Source organism: Klebsiella sp. JB_Kp004 (genome assembly GCF_040065795.1).
Taxonomy (GTDB): Bacteria; Pseudomonadota; Gammaproteobacteria; order Enterobacterales; family Enterobacteriaceae; genus Klebsiella; species Klebsiella quasipneumoniae.
In genome coordinates, this window is the sequence record NZ_JBEAKW010000009.1 from 56,465 (window position 1) to 77,243 (window position 20,779).

At 58.4% G+C, this 20,779-nt stretch carries 17 protein-coding genes and 1 pseudogene; 10 read left to right on the forward strand and 8 right to left on the reverse strand.

Annotated elements, in window-relative coordinates; genetic code table 11:
* Nucleotides 1-86 precede the first annotated feature (86 nt).
* From purM to ppx, 4 genes are all read left to right on the forward strand, one after another.
* Nucleotides 87-1,124, forward strand: coding sequence for a phosphoribosylformylglycinamidine cyclo-ligase (gene purM, locus ABLX76_RS11365; protein WP_004201922.1), 1,038 nt, complete (start codon nucleotides 87-89; stop codon nucleotides 1,122-1,124).
* The gene (gene purN, locus ABLX76_RS11370) at nucleotides 1,121-1,762 is read left to right on the forward strand and encodes a phosphoribosylglycinamide formyltransferase (protein ID WP_023290625.1); all 642 of its coding nucleotides are present in this window, start codon (nucleotides 1,121-1,123) and stop codon (nucleotides 1,760-1,762) included. The genes purM and purN overlap by 4 nt, the downstream gene beginning before the upstream one ends.
* Before the next feature lie 179 nt (nucleotides 1,763-1,941).
* The gene (gene ppk1 / locus ABLX76_RS11375) at nucleotides 1,942-4,002 is read left to right on the forward strand and encodes a polyphosphate kinase 1 (RefSeq protein WP_348874530.1); all 2,061 of its coding nucleotides are present in this window, start codon (nucleotides 1,942-1,944) and stop codon (nucleotides 4,000-4,002) included.
* A 3-nt stretch (nucleotides 4,003-4,005) separates the two neighbouring features.
* Nucleotides 4,006-5,538 carry an exopolyphosphatase gene (gene ppx / locus ABLX76_RS11380; RefSeq protein ID WP_004201914.1) on the forward strand — a complete coding sequence of 511 codons (1,533 nt, stop codon included), beginning with the start codon at nucleotides 4,006-4,008 and terminating at the stop codon, nucleotides 5,536-5,538.
* Between the two features lie 54 nt (nucleotides 5,539-5,592).
* On the opposite strand, the gene ABLX76_RS11385 is transcribed toward ppx, so the two are convergent.
* Nucleotides 5,593-7,821 carry an EAL domain-containing protein gene (locus tag ABLX76_RS11385; protein WP_289552705.1) on the reverse strand — a complete coding sequence of 743 codons (2,229 nt, stop codon included), beginning with the start codon at nucleotides 7,819-7,821 and terminating at the stop codon, nucleotides 5,593-5,595.
* A 370-nt stretch (nucleotides 7,822-8,191) separates the two neighbouring features.
* On the opposite strand from ABLX76_RS11385, the gene ABLX76_RS11390 reads away from it, so the two are divergent.
* Nucleotides 8,192-8,365, forward strand: a complete 174-nt coding sequence (locus ABLX76_RS11390; protein WP_017900441.1) for a YfgG family protein — start codon at nucleotides 8,192-8,194, stop codon at nucleotides 8,363-8,365.
* A gap of 97 nt (nucleotides 8,366-8,462) precedes the next feature.
* On the opposite strand, the pseudogene ABLX76_RS11395 reads toward ABLX76_RS11390, so the two are convergent.
* Nucleotides 8,463-9,375 (reverse strand): annotated as a pseudogene (locus tag ABLX76_RS11395) (LysR family transcriptional regulator).
* Nucleotides 9,376-9,448: 73 nt separating this feature from the next.
* On the opposite strand from ABLX76_RS11395, the gene ABLX76_RS11400 reads away from it, so the two are divergent.
* Nucleotides 9,449-10,630: an MFS transporter gene (locus ABLX76_RS11400; RefSeq protein ID WP_101978390.1), complete on the forward strand. Its 1,182-nt coding sequence runs from the start codon at nucleotides 9,449-9,451 to the stop codon at nucleotides 10,628-10,630.
* Here the strand turns inward: ABLX76_RS11400 and ABLX76_RS11405 are convergent.
* Nucleotides 10,627-11,352, reverse strand: a complete 726-nt coding sequence (locus tag ABLX76_RS11405) for an SDR family oxidoreductase (protein ID WP_348874531.1) — start codon at nucleotides 11,350-11,352, stop codon at nucleotides 10,627-10,629. The genes ABLX76_RS11400 and ABLX76_RS11405 overlap by 4 nt on opposite strands.
* A gap of 220 nt (nucleotides 11,353-11,572) precedes the next feature.
* Here ABLX76_RS11405 and ABLX76_RS11410 point away from each other — a divergent pair, with 220 nt between their 5' ends.
* From ABLX76_RS11410 to ABLX76_RS11420, 3 genes are read left to right on the forward strand one after another with little or no spacing between them, the layout of a single operon-like run.
* Entirely contained in the window at nucleotides 11,573-12,034 is a 462-nt protein-coding gene (locus tag ABLX76_RS11410; RefSeq protein ID WP_032453709.1) for a DUF6130 family protein, read from the forward strand.
* A 35-nt stretch (nucleotides 12,035-12,069) separates the two neighbouring features.
* On the forward strand, nucleotides 12,070-12,324 hold the full coding sequence (locus ABLX76_RS11415) for a YdgH/BhsA/McbA-like domain containing protein (RefSeq protein ID WP_044524334.1): 255 nt from the start codon (nucleotides 12,070-12,072) through the stop codon (nucleotides 12,322-12,324).
* Nucleotides 12,325-12,333: 9 nt separating this feature from the next.
* Entirely contained in the window at nucleotides 12,334-13,083 is a 750-nt protein-coding gene (locus ABLX76_RS11420) for an alpha/beta hydrolase (protein ID WP_032453711.1), read from the forward strand.
* 61 nt (nucleotides 13,084-13,144) lie between these two features.
* On the opposite strand, the gene guaA is transcribed toward ABLX76_RS11420, so the two are convergent.
* Together guaA and guaB are read right to left on the reverse strand one after the other, a co-directional pair.
* The gene (guaA, locus tag ABLX76_RS11425) at nucleotides 13,145-14,722 is read right to left on the reverse strand and encodes a glutamine-hydrolyzing GMP synthase (RefSeq protein WP_023290629.1); all 1,578 of its coding nucleotides are present in this window, start codon (nucleotides 14,720-14,722) and stop codon (nucleotides 13,145-13,147) included.
* Between the two features lie 67 nt (nucleotides 14,723-14,789).
* On the reverse strand, nucleotides 14,790-16,256 hold the full coding sequence (gene guaB / locus ABLX76_RS11430; protein WP_004151980.1) for an IMP dehydrogenase: 1,467 nt from the start codon (nucleotides 16,254-16,256) through the stop codon (nucleotides 14,790-14,792).
* A 158-nt stretch (nucleotides 16,257-16,414) separates the two neighbouring features.
* Between guaB and xseA the strand changes: the two genes are divergently transcribed.
* Nucleotides 16,415-17,806: an exodeoxyribonuclease VII large subunit gene (gene xseA, locus ABLX76_RS11435; RefSeq protein WP_080901529.1), complete on the forward strand. Its 1,392-nt coding sequence runs from the start codon at nucleotides 16,415-16,417 to the stop codon at nucleotides 17,804-17,806.
* On the opposite strand, the gene ABLX76_RS11440 is transcribed toward xseA, so the two are convergent.
* From ABLX76_RS11440 to der, 3 genes are all read right to left on the reverse strand, one after another.
* Nucleotides 17,790-18,008, reverse strand: a complete 219-nt coding sequence (locus ABLX76_RS11440) for a zinc ribbon domain-containing protein (protein WP_004201901.1) — start codon at nucleotides 18,006-18,008, stop codon at nucleotides 17,790-17,792. The two genes, xseA and ABLX76_RS11440, sit on opposite strands and share 17 nt — an antisense overlap.
* Nucleotides 18,009-18,057: 49 nt before the next feature.
* Entirely contained in the window at nucleotides 18,058-19,137 is a 1,080-nt protein-coding gene (locus ABLX76_RS11445) for a Gfo/Idh/MocA family oxidoreductase (protein WP_080901528.1), read from the reverse strand.
* A 118-nt stretch (nucleotides 19,138-19,255) separates the two neighbouring features.
* Nucleotides 19,256-20,734 carry a ribosome biogenesis GTPase Der gene (gene der / locus ABLX76_RS11450; protein ID WP_004144309.1) on the reverse strand — a complete coding sequence of 493 codons (1,479 nt, stop codon included), beginning with the start codon at nucleotides 20,732-20,734 and terminating at the stop codon, nucleotides 19,256-19,258.
* Nucleotides 20,735-20,779 lie beyond the last annotated feature (45 nt).

A 20,779-nucleotide genomic window follows, 5' to 3' on the forward strand; every position in this document is an offset into this window, starting at 1 on the left:
TGTAAAGCAGGCTCGCAAACGTTTGCTTTCCCTGTTAGAATTGCGCCGATTTTTCTTGCTTACCGCAAACGCGTGGAGACTTCGCAGTGACCGACAAAACCTCTCTCAGCTATAAAGATGCCGGCGTGGATATTGATGCAGGCAACGCTCTCGTCGACCGTATTAAGGGCGTGGTGAAGAAAACCCGTCGCCCGGAAGTGATGGGTGGACTGGGCGGATTCGGCGCGCTGTGCGCACTGCCGCAGAAATACCGCGAGCCGGTACTGGTCTCCGGCACCGACGGCGTCGGTACCAAGCTGCGTCTGGCAATGGATCTGAAGCGTCACGACACCATCGGCATCGACCTGGTCGCCATGTGCGTGAACGACCTGGTGGTTCAGGGCGCTGAGCCGCTGTTTTTCCTTGATTATTACGCCACCGGTAAACTGGACGTCGATACCGCAGCCAGCGTCATCAACGGCATCGCCGAAGGCTGCCTGCAGTCCGGTTGCGCGCTGGTGGGCGGTGAGACCGCAGAGATGCCGGGGATGTACCACGGCGAAGATTACGACGTGGCGGGTTTTTGCGTCGGGGTGGTGGAAAAATCAGAAATCATCGACGGAAGTAAAGTCGCTGACGGCGACGTGCTGGTGGCGCTGGCCTCCAGTGGCCCGCACTCTAACGGCTATTCGCTGGTGCGTAAGATTATTGAAGTTAGCGGCGTTGACCCGCAGACTACCGACCTTGACGGCAAACCGCTGGCCGACCATCTGCTGGCGCCGACCCGCATCTATGTGAAATCGGTTCTCGACCTGATTGCCAGCGTTGACGTTCACGCCATCGCCCATCTGACCGGCGGCGGCTTCTGGGAAAATATTCCGCGCGTGCTGCCGGACAACACCCAGGCGGTGATTGATGAGTCTTCCTGGCAGTGGCCGTCCGTCTTCAACTGGCTGCAAACCGCCGGTAACGTCAGCCAGCATGAGATGTACCGTACCTTTAACTGCGGCGTGGGGATGGTCATCGCCCTGCCGGCTGCAGAAGCAGACAAGGCCATTGCCCTGCTGAACGAGAAAGGTGAAAACGCGTGGAAAATCGGGTATATCAAAGCCTCCGATTCCGAACAGCGTGTGGTCATTGCATGAAAAACATTGTGGTGCTGATTTCCGGTAGCGGCAGTAATTTGCAGGCGATCATCGACGCCTGCGGCCGGAAACAGATCAACGGCACCCTGCGTGCGGTATTCAGTAACAAGGCCGATGCGTTCGGCCTTGAGCGCGCGCGCGCGGCCGGGATCCCGGCCCACGCGCTGGCGCAAAGTCAGTTTGCCGACCGGGAAGCGTTCGATCGTCAGCTGATGCATGAAATTGACGCCTACGCCCCGGATCTGGTGGTGCTGGCGGGCTATATGCGTATCCTGAGCCCCGCCTTCGTCAGCCACTATCAGGGACGTCTGCTGAACATCCACCCTTCGTTACTGCCGAAGTATCCTGGCCTGCATACCCATCGCCAGGTGCTGGAAAACGGTGACGAGGAGCATGGGACCTCAGTGCACTTCGTCACCGACGAGCTGGACGGCGGTCCGGTTATCCTGCAGGCCAAAGTGCCGGTCTTTGCTGGCGACAGCGAAGAAGAGGTCACGGCGCGGGTTCAGACCCAGGAACATGCCATTTATCCGCTGGTGATAAGCTGGTTCGTCGAGGGACGTCTGCGCATGGAGGGCAACCACGCCTGGCTGGATGAACGACAGCTTCCCCCCCAGGGCTATGCCGCTGAAGAATGAACAACAGCCCCGCCTTTCGCCATCGCGGGGCTTTTTTTTAATTAAAATTGTTTATTAATCAAACATCTCACAGAAATAATTCTTCTTACTGTCATATAGTTGTGACACAGTAAATCGCTATGCAGAAAAATTCGTCATAATAGTCTACGTCCTGTGAGTAAAACGGAGTGTGAGCGGTAATGGGCCAGGAAAAGCTATACATCGAAAAAGAACTCAGCTGGTTGTCTTTTAACGAGCGCGTGCTGCAGGAAGCGGCGGACAAGAGTAACCCACTGATTGAGCGCATGCGCTTCTTAGGGATCTACTCCAACAACCTTGATGAGTTTTACAAAGTGCGCTTCGCTGAGCTTAAGCGCCGGATTATTATCAGTGAAGAACAAGGCAGTACCGCCCATTCTCGCCACCTGTTAGGCAAAATCCAGGCCCGCGTGCTGAAGGCCGATCAGGAATTCGATAGTCTGTATAACGAACTGCTGCTGGAGATGGCGCGCAACCAGATCTTCCTGATCAATGAGCGTCAGCTGTCCGTCAATCAGCAGGCCTGGCTGCGCAACTACTTTAAACAGTATTTGCGCCAGCATATCTCGCCGATCCTGATTAACCGCGAAACGGACCTCGTGCAGTTTCTGAAAGATGATTACACCTATCTGGCGGTGGAGATTATCCGCGGGGAAAACATCAATTATGCCCTGCTGGAAATTCCCTCGGATAAGGTCCCGCGCTTCGTAAACCTGCCGCCGGAAGCGCCTCGTCGCCGTAAGCCAATGATCCTGTTGGATAACATTCTGCGCTATTGCCTGGACGACATCTTTAAAGGCTTCTTTGATTACGATGCGCTGAACGCCTACTCGATGAAAATGACCCGTGACGCCGAGTACGATCTGGTGCATGAGATGGAGTCGAGCCTGATGGAGCTGATGTCCTCCAGCCTGAAACAGCGCCTGACCGCCGAGCCGGTTCGCTTCGTCTACCAGCGCGATATGCCGGACGCGATGGTCGAAATGCTGCGCGATAAGCTCTCCATCTCCAACTATGACTCAATGCTGCCGGGCGGCCGCTATCACAACTTTAAAGACTTTATCGGCTTCCCGAACGTGGGTAAGGCCAATCTGGTCAATAAACCTATGCCGCGCCTGCGTCATCTGTGGTTTGATAAATTCCGCAACGGCTTCGACGCCATTCGCGAACGCGATGTGCTGCTCTACTACCCCTATCATACTTTTGAGCATGTGCTGGAGCTGCTTCGCCAGGCCTCGTTCGACCCCAGCGTACTGGCGATCAAAATCAACATCTACCGCGTGGCCAAGGATTCGCGCATCATCGACGCGATGATCCACGCCGCCCACAACGGTAAAAAAGTCACCGTGGTGGTGGAGCTGCAGGCGCGTTTTGACGAAGAGGCCAACATTCACTGGGCGAAACGCCTGACGGAAGCGGGCGTTCACGTGATCTTCTCCGCGCCGGGCCTGAAGATCCACGCCAAGCTGTTCCTTATCTCGCGTAAAGAAGGCGATGAGGTGGTGCGCTACGCCCACATCGGCACCGGTAACTTCAACGAGAAGACCGCGCGGATCTATACCGACTATTCGCTGTTAACCGCCGATGCGCGCATTACCAATGAAGTCCGCCGGGTGTTTAACTTTATTGAAAACCCCTACCGCCCGGTCAGCTTCGATTACCTGCTGGTGTCGCCGCAGAACTCGCGTCGTCTGCTGTATGAGATGATCGACCGCGAGATCGCCAATGCGCAGAACGGGCAGCCGTCCGGTATTACCCTGAAGCTGAACAACCTGGTGGACAAAGGGCTGGTGGACAGACTGTATGCCGCCTCCAGCTCCGGCGTGCCGGTCAACCTGTTGATCCGCGGCATGTGCTCGCTGATCCCCGGTCTGGAAGGCATCAGCGAAAATATTCGCGTCATCAGCATTGTGGACCGTTTCCTCGAGCACGACCGGGTCTACTGTTTTGAAAACGGTGGCGATAAGCAGGTCTGGCTCTCCTCTGCCGACTGGATGACGCGTAATATCGATTATCGTATCGAAGTTGCCGCCCCGCTGCTCGACCCGCGCCTGAAAGAGCGGGTGCTGGATATTTTTGATATCCTGTTCAACGATACGGTAAAAGCGCGCTATCTTGATAAAGAACTGAGTAATCGCTATGTGCCGCGCGGCAATCGCCGTAAAGTGCGCGCTCAGATGGCGATTTACGATTATCTCAAATCACTCGAACAACCCGACTAACCTATGCCAATAAACGAAAAAACCCCTCGACCGCAGGAGTTCGCTGCGGTTGACCTTGGTTCGAACAGTTTTCATATGGTGATCGCCCGTGTCGTCGACGGCGCCATGCAGATCATCGGACGCCTGAAACAGCGCGTACATCTGGCCGATGGCCTCGATGAAAACTCGGTGTTGAGCGAAGAAGCCATGACCCGCGGGCTGAACTGCCTGTCGCTGTTTGCCGAACGCCTGCAGGGATTTTCTCCCTCCAGCGTCTGCATCGTCGGGACGCATACGCTGCGTCAGGCGACCAATGCGGCGGAGTTTCTTAAACGCGCGGAAAAAGTGATCCCCTACCCGATCGAGATCATCTCCGGTAATGAAGAAGCGCGCCTGATATTTATGGGCGTGGAGCACACGCAGCCGGAGCGCGGCCGTAAGCTGGTGATTGATATCGGCGGCGGTTCGACTGAGCTGGTCATCGGTGAAGATTTTGAGCCCCGCCTGGTGGAAAGCCGCCGCATGGGGTGCGTGAGTTTCTCCCAGGCCTACTTCCCGGGCGGGACGATCAATAAGGAAAATTTTCAGCGCGCTCGCCTGGCGGCGGTGCAAAAGCTGGAAACCCTGGCCTGGCAGTTCCGTATTCAGGGCTGGACCGTGGCGCTGGGCGCCTCCGGCACCATTAAAGCCGCCCAGGAAGTGCTGGTGGCGATGGGCGAGAAGGACGGGTTTATTACGCCGGAACGCCTCGAAATGCTGGTCAGTGAGCTGCTGAAACATAAAAACTTCGACGCGCTCAGCCTGCCCGGCCTCTCGGAAGACCGTAAAGCGGTCTTTGCCCCGGGGCTGGCGATTCTGTGCGGTGTGTTTGACGCGTTAGCCATTAAAGAGCTTCGTCTGTCTGATGGCGCGCTGCGTGAAGGCGTGCTGTACGAAATGGAAGGCCGTTTCCGCCACCAGGATATTCGTAGCCGCACGGCGCAGAGTCTGGCGAATCAGTACAACATCGATCGCGAACAGGCGCGCCGGGTGCTGGAAACCACCACCCTTATGCTGGAGCAGTGGCAGGAGCAGAATCCGAAGCTGGCCAATCCACACCTCGCGGCGCTGTTGAAGTGGGCGGTGATGCTCCATGAGGTGGGCCTGAATATTAACCACAGCGGCATGCACCGCCACTCGGCCTACATTCTGCAGAACAGCGACCTGCCGGGCTTCAACCAGGAGCAGCAGATGCTGATGGCCACGCTGGTGCGCTATCATCGCAAAGCGATAAAACTCGACGACCTGCCGCGCTTTACGCTGTTCAGGAAAAAGCAGTTTCTGCCGCTGATCCAGCTGCTGCGCCTCGGCGTGCTGCTGAATAACCAGCGTCAGGCCACCACCACGCCGCCGACGCTACGGCTGCAGACGGAAGCTCACCACTGGACGCTGACCTTCCCGCACAACTGGTTTAGCCAGAATGCGCTGGTGCTGCTGGATCTGGAAAAAGAGCAGCAGTACTGGGAAGGTGTGCCGGAGTGGCTGCTGAAGATTGCGGAAGAAGAGCCAGACGCCTGATCGCCTCTGTGGATAGCATTCGAGCCGGGCCATCGCGCCCGGCTTTTTACCGCTTCAGGCGCTCATCCCCTCCGCCAGCTGCGCCAGAGGTACCGGAACGCCAATATCATAGCCCTGCATATAATCTATCCCCAGCGCGATGACCGCCTGGCGTATCTCCGGCGACTCGACATATTCGGCCACCACTTGCATGTTCTTCATCCGCGCCAGACGACAGATAGAGTCCACCACCTGGTAATCAAGACTGCTGGCGAGCAGATTGCGAATAAAGCTGCCGTCGATTTTAAGAATATCGACGTCCATCGTTTTTAACCGCGCATAGCTGGCGTAGCCGGTACCAAAATCATCGATCGCCACCCGGCAGCCCAGCGCCCGCAGACGCTCTAATGTCTGGCAAACCAGCTCGGGGTTGCTGAGCGCATAGTTTTCGGTCAGCTCGAAGATAATCTGCCATGGCTCAATGTTATAGGCCTGCAGCAGGTTTTCCACCTCCTCGGGAAACTGACTGCGGCTCAGCGAGACCGGAGAGAGGTTGATCGCCAGCCGCAGACCGGGCAGCGACCGCCGGTTGGCATCCATAAAGGCCAGGGTGTGCTCAATGACCCACTGATCCACGCGCGTGGACAGCCCAAACTCGTGCGCCACCGGCAGGAACTCGTTTGGCCCCGTCAGCTCCCCCGACTCCCCTTTCATCCTCAACAACACTTCATGGTAGTTGTCGCCGCGAATGCCCTGGATAGGTTGTGCCATCAGGACAAAATGGTCTTGCTCCAGCGCCTTGAGGATGCGGTTCATCATCACCACTTTGTCTTTCAGATCCTGCTGGACATGCCCGGCGCCGCGGCGCTGCAAATTCTCCGGATGGCCGCTGGCCAGCGACATGTCGGCAATCGTGTTCAGCTCGCCAAGCAGCAAATACAGATGCTTCACCGGCGAGCGGACGTTGCAATAGCTCATGCCGATCCTCGGCTGCAGGGGGACCCCGTCCCAGTGAAAACGGAACTGTCGCAGGGAGCGCTCAATTAAGTGAATGCGCGCCTGGTGCCCTTCGCTGTTGAGACGAAACACTAAATCGTGACCGGCAAGATGATATACCGCTTCGTTCGGCTGCAGCAGCGCACGCAGGTGATTCGCCAGCATTTGCTTATACTGAATGCGCAACAGCACCCCATAGTGGCGGCCCAGCAGCTCAAGCTCAGGAATACGCAAAAAACAGAGCGTCGACCAGCTCGCGCCGTTCAGCGCCCGGCTCAGCGCCCGCAGATTCGGCATATGTACCACCGGGTCGAGAAAGGCCATCTGTCGGACGCGGGCGTAGATCAGCCGCTGCTGTGTCGCCAGCATCGCCGTATAGGCGACAATAAACGAGAACACCAGATAGCTTGACGAGGTGATCGCCAGCTGAGTGTTATAACTTGGATAAATGGGTAAATAACGGTAATGAAAATGGATCACGGCGATCAGTACCGGCGTCCAGATCAGCGAGATAAAGCGATAGCCAAAACGCATCGCCCCCCACAGCATCACCGGCATCAGTAAGGATAATGTATAATTTGTACTGAATATAGTGCTGCTATCATTAAGCGGCATCAATAATAGCCCCAGCAGCAGGATTAATATCGCCACCCAGCTGATGATTTCAATTTTTTTTATTTTTGGATCAATTTGTAAGCGAACCTGAGAAATAAATCCGCGTAAATAAAAAGGGTTACGAATTACCCGCAGCAGTAAATAACATAAGGGCACGCCGGTCAGGCACCCTACCATCAGCGCCTGAAAGGTGATTAACGACCGTAAACTAAACGGCGAGACGCCGGTCATCTCCGTTGTGCGCGGATGCAGCCCCAGAAACTCGGCGATCTGCGACAGAATCAGAAAAATGACCGATGGGAGCAGCATTTGCCAGAACAAACGATGCGGCATCAGTTTGACGTTACCGTGCGATACCTGTTGCCGTTGAGGAACAAAGATGCGGTATCCGCCCCAGCAGAGTACGCAGGGGATCAGAAAATGGAACAGTACGCCAAAGGCCTGTTCCGGCGTCATGCCCCGGGCCAGCGTAAGCAGCAGGCCAACGATAATACCGGGGATCGCCGCCCAGCCGAAAAACATCATCAGGCTGAGCACCAGCGCCAGGGGAAGATAATAAAGATAAACCATGTGACCATTCAGCACGGTATATGTATTCATCCCTCTGGCAAGGGGTAATAACAGCACAGGCAGGAGAAGCGGTAAGGCCCACCATTTGTCGCGATATTGTTGATAGTATTTTAATAAATTCATAGGTGCTCTACAGAGAGCCTCTGCTCCTGCGAGGCATATTCAGGCAGGCATCCAACCACCCCATGCTGACCGCATAAGTAATTACGATACGGTAACGTCCGCTGATTTTAGTGGCCAAGAGAATGAGGCTGTTGATATAAATCAACAAATGCTGACACCAACATTAATAAAACTTATTTTTTCACCTTTCCCTGGCTAATAAAGTGAGCATGTAAATACGCCGATTATCTTATATAACATTAATTAATGTTTTCACTGCCGCACTTTTACATCTGCATCAATTGACCCCACCTCGTTCCTGTGCCTTAATACCCCCATCGCCCATCTTCGGGTATACTTCAAGGAACCTTTTGTGAGTCAGGCACCCAGTATGCGTAAACGACATCGATTTAACCGTCGCATGACCCGTATCGTACTGCTTATCAGCTTTCTCTTCTTCTTTGGACGCTTTGTCTACTCCTCCATTGGCGCCTGGTACCATCACCAGGATAAAAAAGCGTCGCAGGAGTCAACGCTCACCGTCGAGCCTTCCGCCCGCGAGTAACCCGTTGAGCCCGATGCCGGGTGCGCCCCCAACCGCTGTCAGAGACGCCCGTTTTCGAGACTCTATCCCTGACGAGGCATATGTTGCTGCTGGCGATTTATAAGCGCACGGCCTGTAGCAGACGCAGCATTTCCGCCAGTCCTTTGGTAATCACTTTATCCTGACGCATGACAACCGCCAGTTGACGGTACAGCGACGGGGCCAGAGAATGTACCGTTAAGCCACAGCGATCCTCCGCCTGCTCCACCGCCATGCGGGGCACAATACTGTAGCCCAGCCCGGCCCGCACCATGCGTTTGATCGCCTCGATGCTTCCCAGCTGCATCACCGGCGTAACCGCCAGGCCCGCCGAACGGAACCAGCGGTCAATCAGATTCCGCGTGCCGCTGCCCGCCTCGAAGGCAATGAGCGGCAGCGCCTGCAGCGCTTCAGGGGTGCACACCGCCGGGATCCCCGCCTCGTGGCTGGGATGAATGACCACGAACTCCTCGTCAACCACTGCGGTCACTGCCAGACTGCGCCCCTGCACGGGCAGGGTAACCAGTCCAAGATCGAGCCGGTTTTCCTCCACCGCCCGGACGATATCCAGCGTGTTGCCGGTGGTCACCCCCACCGTCAGCAGCGGGTGCTGCTGACGAAGATGCTGCAGCAGCGGCGGAAGAAGATGAATGCAGGCCGTCGCGCCGGTCCCCAGCGTCAACGAGCCATTAACTTCCTGGCTAAATGCGCTGACCGACTGCACCGCGCTATTCACCGCCCGATCGATCTGCTCGCTGTGGGACAGCAGCGCCATTCCCGCCGCCGTCGCCTTGATCCCACGCCCGGTGCGCTCCAGCAGCCGAGTCTGTAAAAATTGCTCCAGCTGACGCACCTGCAGGCTAACGGCAGGCTGGGAGATCCCCAGCGCGTCGGCGGCGGCGGAGAAGCTGCCGCGCTGTACGACCAGCCGGAAGGTCGCCAGGTTTCCCAGGTTCAGTGTTGTCATGCAAAGTTTCTCTTATACCGCGCATAAGGTGGCCGCTCTGCCAGAACAATAGCCTGCCGGGTATGCTCAGGACAACTGTCTTAACGGAATGAAAAACCATGGAAACACCGGCTATTCCCCGACGCCTCGCCTTCACGGCGGGCGCTCAGCAACTGATCAACTGGGGTATCTCTTTTTATATGCCCGGCACCTTTGCCGGGGCGATGTCGGCAGATACCGGCTGGTCATCCCTACAAATCTACTCAGGCCTGACGCTCGCCATGCTGGTGATGGCCACCCTCTCGCCGTTTGTCGCCCGGCTGCTGTCGCGTGCTGGCGGGCAACGCGTGGTGATGGCAGGCTCCCTGCTGCTCGCCGTCGGTTGTCTGCTTATGGCTGACGCACACTCGCTTGTCGCCTGGTACAGCGCCTGGCTGTTGACCGGCATCGGCATGCGTTTGTCGCTGTATGACGCGCTGTTTGCCGCGCTGGTTAATCTCTACGGCAAGCAGGCGCGACGGACGATCTCCCGCATAACCCTGACGGGTGGGCTGGCCTCGGTGGTGTTCTGGCCGCTGGGGGAGGCTCTGCTCGCGGCCATGAGCTGGCGGGAAGCACTGCTGATCTATGCCCTGTTCGGCTTGCTAAGCGCCGCGTTAACCCTGTCGCTACCCAATAAAACAGGCTTTATCGTCAATAAACCCGCCGCCCCTGCCGCGGTACGGGATCGGCGAAACGGCTGGCTGTACGCCGCGTTTATCGCGCTGATCACCTTTGTCTCTAATGGCACTTCCACCCATCTGCCGGAATTTATCATAAGCGTCGGTCTGCCGGTTGCCGTCGGCATGTTATGGGGCGTTGGACAGACTGGTGCACGGTTTCTGGAGGTGGTGGCCGGGGCGGGGCTCACCCCGCTTCGCCTGACGCTGCTTACCGCGCTGGCTATGCCGGTGTGCTTTATGCTCGGCCTGAGTAGCTCGCTTTTTCTCTGGTCAGCCGCCGGTTTTGTGCTGGGCTACGGGGCGATTAACGGGCTGGTGACCATCGTCAAAGCCACGCTGCCGCTGCAGTTGTTTGCCCCTGAAGCGTACGCCAGACGCACCGGGGTGCTGCTGATCCCGGCCCAGCTGATGGCGGCGGCCTCCCCGCTGGCCTATGCGTGGCTGAACCGGGCTTTAGGGACGATCGGGGCGATGTGGCTGTCGTGGGGGTTAACGCTGCTGATTGCCGTACTGGCGGTGGCTATCGTCAAGGGACAGGCATCGCACCAGGCTGAGGGTATCCCTGCCCTTAGCGACTAGAGCACAAAGCCGCCGTCGATGGTCAGGCTTGTACCCGTCATGTAGCCGGACGATTCACCGGCAAGCCAGGCCGCCAGCGAGGCGATTTCGTCCGGTTCGCCCATACGCTGCAAGGGAATGCGCCCGACGATCTGCTCCGCCATTCCGGCAGTCATATCGGTGGCGATGGGCCCCGGCTGGATGTTGTTAATCGTGATGCGCCGTGGCGCCAGATCCAGCGCAAGGTTCTGCACCATTGAGGCGACAGCCGCTTTACTCATGGCATACACGCTACTGCCCACATGGCCGGTACGCACCGCGGTATTACTGCCGATGGTGATCACACGCCCCCCTTCCGCCATCGGCTTAACCGCCGCCTGAATGGCAAGGAAGACACCACGCACGTTGACGGCCAGGGTGGTATCCAGATCGTCCAGCGAATAGGACTCAAGGGTACCGAGACGCAGCACGCCCGCATTTACCACCGCGACATCCAGCCTGCCGTAGTGCCGTAATGTCTTATCCACCGCGGCCTGGATAGCCCTGGGGTCTGCGCTGTCGGCTTCAATGGCTATCGCCTGACCGCCCCGTTGCTCAATCGTTGAGACCAGCGCCTGCGCCCGATCCGGGCGTGATACCCAGGTGATGGCAACCCGATAGCCCTCGTGCGCCAGTCGCGCCGCAATGGCCGCCCCGATACCGCGCGCGCCGCCGAAAATCAACGCTACCTTTTCGTGATTCATGATGGTCATTCTCCTGTTTGCTGTAGCACCCACCCGGGTGCCTCTGCAGACACCATGCCAGCAGATACAGCCCTTCGCATGCGCGGAATGTATCGCACTGTATCCACGCCGCCCTGCTTACGCAGCCATACAAAAAAGCCGCCCACAGCAAACAGACCCGATACATAAAAATGGTTTTATGAGGCTGTCGCCATTGATGACCCGATGAGGAGATACCCAGATGATACGTCCACATTTACTCTTCACGCTGTTCGCGCTGACATCAGGCTGCGCCTGGGCTGCACCGCTTAGCGGACTCAGCGCCGCGGATGTTAACGGCCCCGCCGCCGTTGCACCGCCCGAACAGCCCCAGCCACCGGCAACACTGATTGTGGATCCGCCGCTGGCGGGCCCGCTGAGTAAAGGTGCGGTCTTTATTCAATACCGCGCCGAGAACATGCGTATTGAACCGGTGTTCGGGCCCGAGGCGCTGAAAGTGGCGCCGCGCATCGGCCATATCCACGTCATCGTGGATGACAACCCCTGGCACTGGGCCGACGCCAGCGGCGAGCCGGTTATTCTGGTGGGCCTGCCTGCCGGTCATCACAAGGTGACCCTTATTCTCGCCGATCCAACCCATAAACCTGTTGATCGCAAGACCGTCGAATTCATCGTACCGCCGCATGCTGCGGTTATGCACTGAACGCCACCAGTCACTTATTTTTGAGGATCTTAACCATGAAAGCATTACTGATTGCTGTTCTGACCTTCTCCGCCGCAATGGCGTCTTCCGCTTTCGCTGCCCGGGAAATTAACCAGCCTCAGGGGCTGCAAAAAATTGGCACCGTTTCCGACAGCAGCGGCGCAACGTCGCTGGCGGATCTGGAGGCGAAACTGCAGGCCAAAGCCGTTAAAGCGGGCGCCGGTGCGTTTCGCATTACCTCCGCCGGGGGGAACAACACCCTGTCGGGCACCGCAGATATTTACCGTTGAGGCGTCACCATGAAAAAACAGTCTCTTCATACCTTCGCGGTGGGCCTGCTGCTGGCCGCCGCCAGCGGTACCGCACTGGCGAGTAGCAATAAAACCGTGGTGCTGGTGCACGGCGCTTTTGCCGACGGCAGCAGCTGGAACCAGGTGATCGACAGACTGCAACGCCAGCATACCGAGGTCATTGCCGTTCAGCTGCCGCTCAACTCGCTGAAAGAGGATGTCGCCGCAACCCAGCGCGCCATCGCCCGGGCCCACGGGGATGTGGTGCTGGTAGGCCACTCCTGGGGCGGGACGGTGATCAGCGAGGCGGGTAACGCTGCGCGGGTCAAATCGCTGGTTTACGTGGCGGCGTTTGCCCCGGACTCGGGCCAGTCGACGGCGGATCTGGCGGGGAGCTACCCTGCCCCACCGGGCAGCGCAGGTATTGCTAAAACCGCAGAGGGTTTTCTCTGGTTACCTGAAAAATCGGTACGCCAGGACTTTGCGCCAGATATTAAGGCTGCTGAGCAAAACAGGCTGATCGCCACCCAGGGCCCGATCCGCGCGGAGGCCTTTACCGAAAAGGTCACGCATGCGGCCTGGCATGATAAGCCGAGCTGGTATGTGGTCAGCAAGAATGACCGGATGATCAATCCGGATCTGGAGCGTTCGATGGCGAAGGCGATTGATGCGAAAACCACTGAGGTGGCGGCAAGCCATGTGTCGATGGTGAGCCAACCGGAGGAGATTGCCCGGGTGATTGAGCAAGCGGTGAAATGAGACAGGCAATAAAAAGCCCGCAGGATGCGGGCTTAAATCAAAAACGATTAACGGGCGGGCGTTATTCCCACTCGATCGTCGCCGGTGGCTTACCGCTGATGTCATACACCACGCGGGAAATACCGTTCACTTCATTGATGATGCGGTTGGAGACGCGGCCGAGGAAATCATACGGCAGGTGCGCCCAGTGCGCGGTCATGAAATCGATGGTTTCCACCGCACGCAGGGAAACAACCCAGTCGTACTTACGGCCATCGCCCATCACGCCGACGGAGCGAACCGGCAGGAACACGGTGAACGCCTGGCTCACTTTGTTGTACAGATCGGCTTTGTGCAGCTCTTCGATGAAGATAGCGTCGGCGCGACGCAGCAGGTCGCAGTACTCTTTCTTCACTTCGCCCAGCACGCGCACGCCGAGGCCCGGACCCGGGAACGGATGACGGTAGAGCATATCGTACGGCAGACCCAGCTCCAGACCGATCTTACGCACTTCGTCTTTGAACAGCTCGCGCAGCGGCTCAACCAGCCCCATCTTCATCTCTTTCGGCAGGCCGCCCACGTTGTGGTGAGATTTGATGACGTGCGCTTTACCGGTAGTGGAAGCGGCAGATTCGATAACGTCAGGGTAGATGGTGCCCTGCGCCAGCCATTTGACGTCGTCCAGCTTCAGCGCTTCTTCGTCGAACACTTCCACGAAGACGCGGCCGATAATCTTACGTTTCGCTTCCGGATCGTTCTCGCCTTTCAGCGCGTCGAGGAAGCGCTGCTCGCCTTCGACGTGAACAATGTTCAGGCCAAAGTGGTCGCCGAACATGTCCATCACCTGCTGGGCTTCGTTCAGACGCAGGAGACCGTTATCCACGAATACGCAGGTCAGGTTTTTGCCGATGGCGCGGTGCAGCAGCATCGCGGTCACCGAAGAGTCCACGCCGCCGGAGAGGCCGAGGATCACTTTGTCATCGCCAACCTGCTGGCGGATACGCTCAACGGCGTCGTCGATGATTTTCGCCGGGGTCCACAGGGCTTCGCACTGGCAGATGTCGCGCACAAAGCGCTCCAGCATACGCATCCCCTGACGGGTATGGGTCACTTCCGGGTGGAACTGCACGCCGTAGAAGCGTTTTTCTTCGTTGGCCATAATGGCGAACGGGCAGTTGTCGGTGCTGGCGACGGTGACGAAGTCAGACGGGATGGCGGTGACTTTGTCGCCGTGGCTCATCCACACGTCCAGCAACGGTTTGCCGTCCGCGGTCAGAGAGTCCTCGATACCGCGCACCAGCGCGCTGTCGTTAACCACTTCAACCTGCGCGTAGCCAAACTCACGCTCGTTAGAGCCTTCTACATGGCCGCCCAACTGCATCGCCATGGTCTGCATACCGTAGCAGACGCCAAATACCGGCACGCCGGCTTCGAACACATACTGCGGCGCGCGCGGGCTGTTCTCTTCGGTGGTGCTTTCCGGGCCGCCGGAAAGAATGATGCCGCTTGGATTAAATTCGCGGATCTGTGCTTCCGTGACATCCCATGCCCACAGCTCACAGTAGACGCCCAGCTCACGCACGCGACGCGCCACCAGCTGAGTATACTGTGACCCGAAGTCGAGAATGAGAATGCGATGTTTATGAATGTTTTCCGTCATTGACGCTAATTCCGAGGCAAGTGAAACAGAGTAAATAAATCGCCCGACGCAAGGTCGGGCGAAGAAATCAGGAGCCCAGACGGTAGTTCGGGGACTCTTTGGTGATGGTCACGTCGTGAACGTGGCTTTCCTGAATGCCCGCACCGCTGATGCGTACGAATTCAGCTTTGGTACGCAGCAGGTCAATGGTACCACAGCCGGTCAGACCCATACAGGAGCGCAGGCCGCCCATCTGCTGGTGAATGATCTCTTTCAGGCGGCCTTTATAGGCCACGCGGCCTTCGATACCTTCCGGCACCAGTTTGTCAGCGGCGTTATCGCTCTGGAAGTAGCGGTCAGAGGAGCCTTTCGACATCGCGCCGAGGGAGCCCATCCCGCGATAGGATTTGTAAGAGCGCCCCTGGTAGAGTTCGATTTCGCCCGGGGATTCTTCGGTACCGGCCAGCATGGAGCCGACCATCACTGCCGCCGCACCGGCCGCGATCGCTTTAGCGATGTCGCCGGAGAAACGGATACCGCCGTCGGCGATAACCGGAATACCGGTGCCTTCCAGCGCTTCCACCGCGTCGGAAACCGCGGTGATCTGCGGCACGCCTACGCCGGTCACGATACGGGTAGTACAGATGGAGCCCGGGCCGATGCCCACTTTCACCGCGCTGCAGCCGGCTTCCGCCAGCGCGCGCGCGCCGGCGCCAGTGGCGACGTTGCCGCCGATGATCTGCAGGTCCGGGTATTTCGCGCGCGTTTCACGAATACGTTGCAGAACGCCTTCGGAGTGGCCGTGAGAGGAGTCGATCAGCAGGACGTCAACGCCCGCAGCCACCAGCGCGTCAACGCGCTCTTCGTTGCCCGCGCCGGCGCCGACCGCAGCGCCTACGCGCAGACGGCCCTGCTCATCTTTACAGGCATTCGGTTTACGTTCCGCTTTCTGGAAGTCTTTTACGGTGATCATCCCGCGCAGGTGGAAGCTCTCATCCACAACCAGCGCCTTCTCAACGCGTTTTTCGTGCATCTTCGCAAAGACTACTTCACGGCTTTCGCCTTCACGAACGGTAACCAGACGCTCTTTCGGGGTCATGTAGACACTGACCGGCTGGTTCAGATCGGTGACGAAACGCACGTCGCGGCCAGTGATGATGCCGACCAGCTCGTTCTCTTCGGTAACCACCGGGTAGCCGGCGAAGCCGTTACGCTCGGTCAGCTCTTTCACTTCACGCAGGGTGGTGGTCGGCAGAACGGTCTGCGGGTCGGTGACCACGCCGGACTCATGTTTCTTCACGCGGCGAACTTCTTCCGCCTGGCGCTCGATGGACATGTTTTTGTGAATAAAGCCGATGCCGCCTTCCTGTGCCAGGGCAATAGCCAGACGCGCTTCCGTTACGGTATCCATGGCTGCGGAGAGCATAGGAATATTCAGACGAATGGTTTTCGTCAGCTGAGTGCTGAGATCGGCTGTATTCGGCAGAACGGTAGAATGAGCGGGAACGAGGAGGACGTCGTCAAACGTCAGGGCTTCTTTAGCGATACGTAGCATGGGCAATATCTCGACCAGGGTGGATAAATATTGCCGTGGCATTATACAGAGCGTAACCGATTGCATCTACCCTTTTTTGCAAATAATACTTGCCATCCCCTCTGAGCGCGTTACTATCGACTGAATAACCTGCTGATTTAAAGTTTGATCTTGCTCACATGTTACCCTCTCAATCCCCCGCAATTTTTACCGTTAGCCGCCTCAATCAGACGGTGCGTCTGCTGCTTGAGCGCGAAATGGGCCAGGTCTGGATCAGCGGCGAGATCTCTAACTTCAGCCAGCCTTCTTCCGGCCACTGGTACTTCACCTTAAAAGACGATAACGCCCAGGTGCGCTGCGCGATGTTCCGCAACAGCAACCGTCGGGTCACGTTTCGCCCGCAGCATGGGCAACAGGTGCTGGTTCGCGCCAACATCACCCTGTATGAGCCGCGCGGCGACTACCAGATTATCGTCGAAAGCATGCAGCCCGCCGGCGAAGGGTTGCTGCAGCAGAAGTATGAGCAGCTGAAAGCGCAGTTAACCGCGGAAGGGCTGTTCGATCAAAAACATAAGCAGGCGCTCCCCTCCCCCGCCCGCTGCGTCGGGGTCATCACCTCGAAAACCGGCGCCGCGCTGCACGATATTCTTCATGTCCTCAGACGCCGCGACCCCGGGCTGCCGGTGATCGTCTACCCGACCGCGGTCCAGGGTGACGATGCCCCCGGGCAGATTGTGCGCGCCATCGCGCTGGCGAACGCGCGTCAGGAGTGTGACGTGCTGATTGTCGGACGCGGCGGCGGTTCGCTGGAGGATCTGTGGAGTTTTAACGATGAGCGGGTGGCGCGCGCTATCTTCGCCAGCCAGATCCCTATCGTCAGCGCCGTCGGCCATGAAACCGACGTCACTATCGCTGATTTTGTTGCCGACCTGCGAGCGCCGACCCCTTCTGCCGCCGCGGAGATCGTCAGCCGTAATCAGCAGGAGCTGCTGCGCCAGCTGCAGGCCGGGCAGCAGCGGCTGGAGATGGCGATGGACTATTTCCTCGCCAGTCGCCAGCGCCGTTTTACCCAGTTGTTCCATCGTCTGCAGCAGCAGCACCCGCAGCTGCGGCTGGCCCGCCAGCAGACCGCACTGGAACGCCTGCGCCAGCGGATGCGCATCGCCATGGAATCGCAGCTTAAACGCGCCGAGCAGCGGCAAAAGCGCACTGTTCAGCGCCTGAATCACTATAACCCGCAGCCGCGTATCCACCGGACGCAATCGCGCGTCCAGCAGCTGGAATACCGGCTGGCGGAAACGATGCGTAGCCGCCTCAGCGAGCGGCGTGAACGGTTTGGTCACGCGGTGACCCATCTGGAGGCGGTGAGTCCCTTAGCCACCCTGGCGCGCGGCTATAGCGTCACTTCGGTGAGCGACGGCACGGTGTTGAAGCAGACAAAACAGGTCAAAACCGGCGATCTGCTCACCACCCGCCTGAAAGACGGCTGGGTCGAAAGCGAAGTGAGGCAGATTGCGCCGGTGAAAAAAACGCGGGCCAGAAAGCCATCGCCGCCTAAACCAGCGGAATAAACTCCACCCGTTTTTTCGAGATCAGGCCGTGCCCGTGCTGGCAAAAGTAATCCACCGCGCCGCACGCCTTCAGCACCTCCAGCGGCTGGTGGCATTCCGGGCAGCGCGCCTCAAGGGCAAATACCCTTTCGCACTGAGCGCAATGCGCGCTGCTGCCTTTGACATCTAACGGCGCGTGGCACAGAGGGCAATCAAGTTCCATAACCATTCCTTTCAACGTTTATCTGCACCTATTTTATCATGTTCCGGGTTTAATGAGGGCCGCGTAATTGCTGCTGCAACCTGAGCAGCCATTCCACTTCCTCAAGCCGACGCCGCGTCAGCCCGGCCACGCTTTCGGGCGCCCGGGTAAACACATTCTCCGCGCCAAGGATCTGCTCATCGAGACAGTGCGCATAGATCGCTCCGGGTCGGGTCCAGCGCTGGATCCGCTCGCCGTCCTGTAGCGTCGCCACCTCGCCATCAGGGGCGCGATCGAGGGCAAGCAGTCGCCCGTCCCGCAGCCCTATCCGCATTCCCTTTTGCCCGCCCGCGGGACCGGCATATTTGTTAAGCCAGATATTCAGCGGGATATCGCCCAGGCGTCCCTGCAGATGCGCCTCTCCCTCGGCAGTGACCGTATCCCCATGAGCAATATCTCGGCCGAGACGGTCTTTCGCCGCCCGAACGGCGAGGTCCAGCGTCACATCGCCTCCGCAGCCGAGCAGCGTTTCCCGCAGCATCGCCAGGACATGGGTACCGATATCGAGGATCACGCCGTCAGGATGACGCAGCCGCCGGGTATCCAGTTCGCCGGTGGCAAAGTTAAGCGCGACCGGTTCTCCGACAGCGTTAAAGCCGCTTGGCTCCTGCAAATAGCCTTCTATCCAGGCGATATCCTGCGCTGAAAGGTGCGGTGGCGGTAGACCGCTGGCCTCCTCTTCCGCCTGCCACGGCGGAGCAAGAGCGTTCAGGGCTAACCCACGCGCCATCCAGTGGTCGAGGGCCAGCACCCGACCGGCCTCCCCCGCCGGCGCCAGCAGCGCCCGCAGCCGCGCGGCCTGCTCAAGGTTGGCGACAATCGGTTTCTCCACCACGATGCGGGGAATGGCGCTGGCTAACGCCCCCTCCAGCACGGGCAGGTGCTGGAGGGATGACGTGGTGATGAAGAGCGTATCCAGGGGTTTGGCCAGCAGCGCCGACAGCGAACTGCAGCGCTGGATCCCCGGCAGCGCTCTGCTGCTGTCCAGGTCATAGCCCTGGCAGCTGTCAATACGGTATCCCAGGCGACGCAGCGCGGGTAAATAGGCGGTTTCCACCACCGCGCCGAGACCGATAAATCCAATTTGCATGTTTAGTCCACCCCTGAGCCGATCTGTTCCCGGCGAAGTATCGCGGGATTATGGCGGATGGTTTTGACATTTACCGGCATGGCGGCCACAAAAAAACCCGCCGAAGCGGGTTTAATGATTATTTGCTTTTCTTGATGTGCTTGATCAGGCGTTTACGTTTCCGCATCTGGTTCGGCGTCAGGGTGTTGCGCTTGTTGGCGAACGGGTTTTCCCCTTCCTTGAACTGGATACGGATTGGCGTACCCATCACGTCCAGGGATTTACGGAAATAGTTCATCAGATAGCGCTTGTAGGAATCCGGCAGATCCTTCACCTGGTTACCGTGGATCACCACGATAGGCGGGTTGTAGCCCCCGGCGTGGGCATATTTCAGCTTCACGCGACGGCCGCGAACCAGCGGTGGCTGATGATCTTCCGCCGCCATGTTCATGATCCGGGTGAGCATCGCGGTGCTTACGCGGCGGGTTGCGCTATCGTAGGCTTCACGTACCGATTCAAACAGGTTGCCGACGCCGCTGCCGTGCAGGGCGGAGATGAAGTGCACCCGGGCAAAGTCGATAAAGCCCAGACGATAGTCGAGGGTCTCTTTCACCTGCTCCTTCACTTCCTGGCTCAGGCCGTCCCATTTGTTGACGACGATCACCAGGGAGCGGCCGCTGTTGAGGATAAAGCCCAGCAGCGACAGATCCTGATCGGAGATGCCTTCGCGGGCATCAATCACCAGCAGCACGACGTTGGCGTCTTCAATCGCCTGCAGCGTCTTGATGACCGAGAATTTCTCCACCACGTCAGTAATTTTGCCGCGCTTGCGCACCCCGGCGGTATCGATGAGCACGTATTCGCGCTCGTCACGCTGCATCGGGATGTAAATGCTGTCGCGGGTGGTGCCCGGCATATCGTAGACCACCACGCGATCTTCGCCGAGGATGCGGTTGGTGAGCGTCGATTTACCGACGTTAGGACGTCCGACAATCGCCAGCTTGATCGGCAGATCCTGCGGATTGAAATCGTCTTCCGGTTCTTCTTCCGCTTCACCATTCTGCTCAGCTTCGAATTTTGCCCAGTATTCGGCGTCTTCATCCACTTCTTCCTGAGGATTAACCTCATCGACCCATGGCAGCAGGGCCTGCTCAAGCAGGCTGGTCACGCCGCGGCCGTGCGAAGCGGCAATAGGATAGATATCGCCCAGGCCGAGCGACCAGAAGTCCGCCATCGCCTGGTCGACGTCGATGCCGTCGGTTTTGTTAGCCACCAGGAAGGTGGGCTTTTCACGAGAGCGCAGGTGTTTAGCGATCGCGATGTCCGCCGGCATCAGGCCCGCGCGCGCATCGACCATAAACAGCACCACATCGGCCTCTTCGATTGCCAGCAGCGACTGCTCCGCCATCCGGGTTTCCACGCCCTCTTCCGTACCATCAATACCACCGGTATCGATACAGATGAATTCGCGGCCTTCGACTTCGGCCCGACCGTACTTACGGTCACGAGTCAGCCCCGGGAAATCCGCAACCAGCGCATCACGAGTGCGCGTCAGGCGGTTAAAGAGCGTGGATTTTCCAACGTTAGGGCGCCCGACAAGCGCGACCACAGGTATCATGTTAAATGCCTCATACAATCACTAAGCAACATCGTCATAACGACG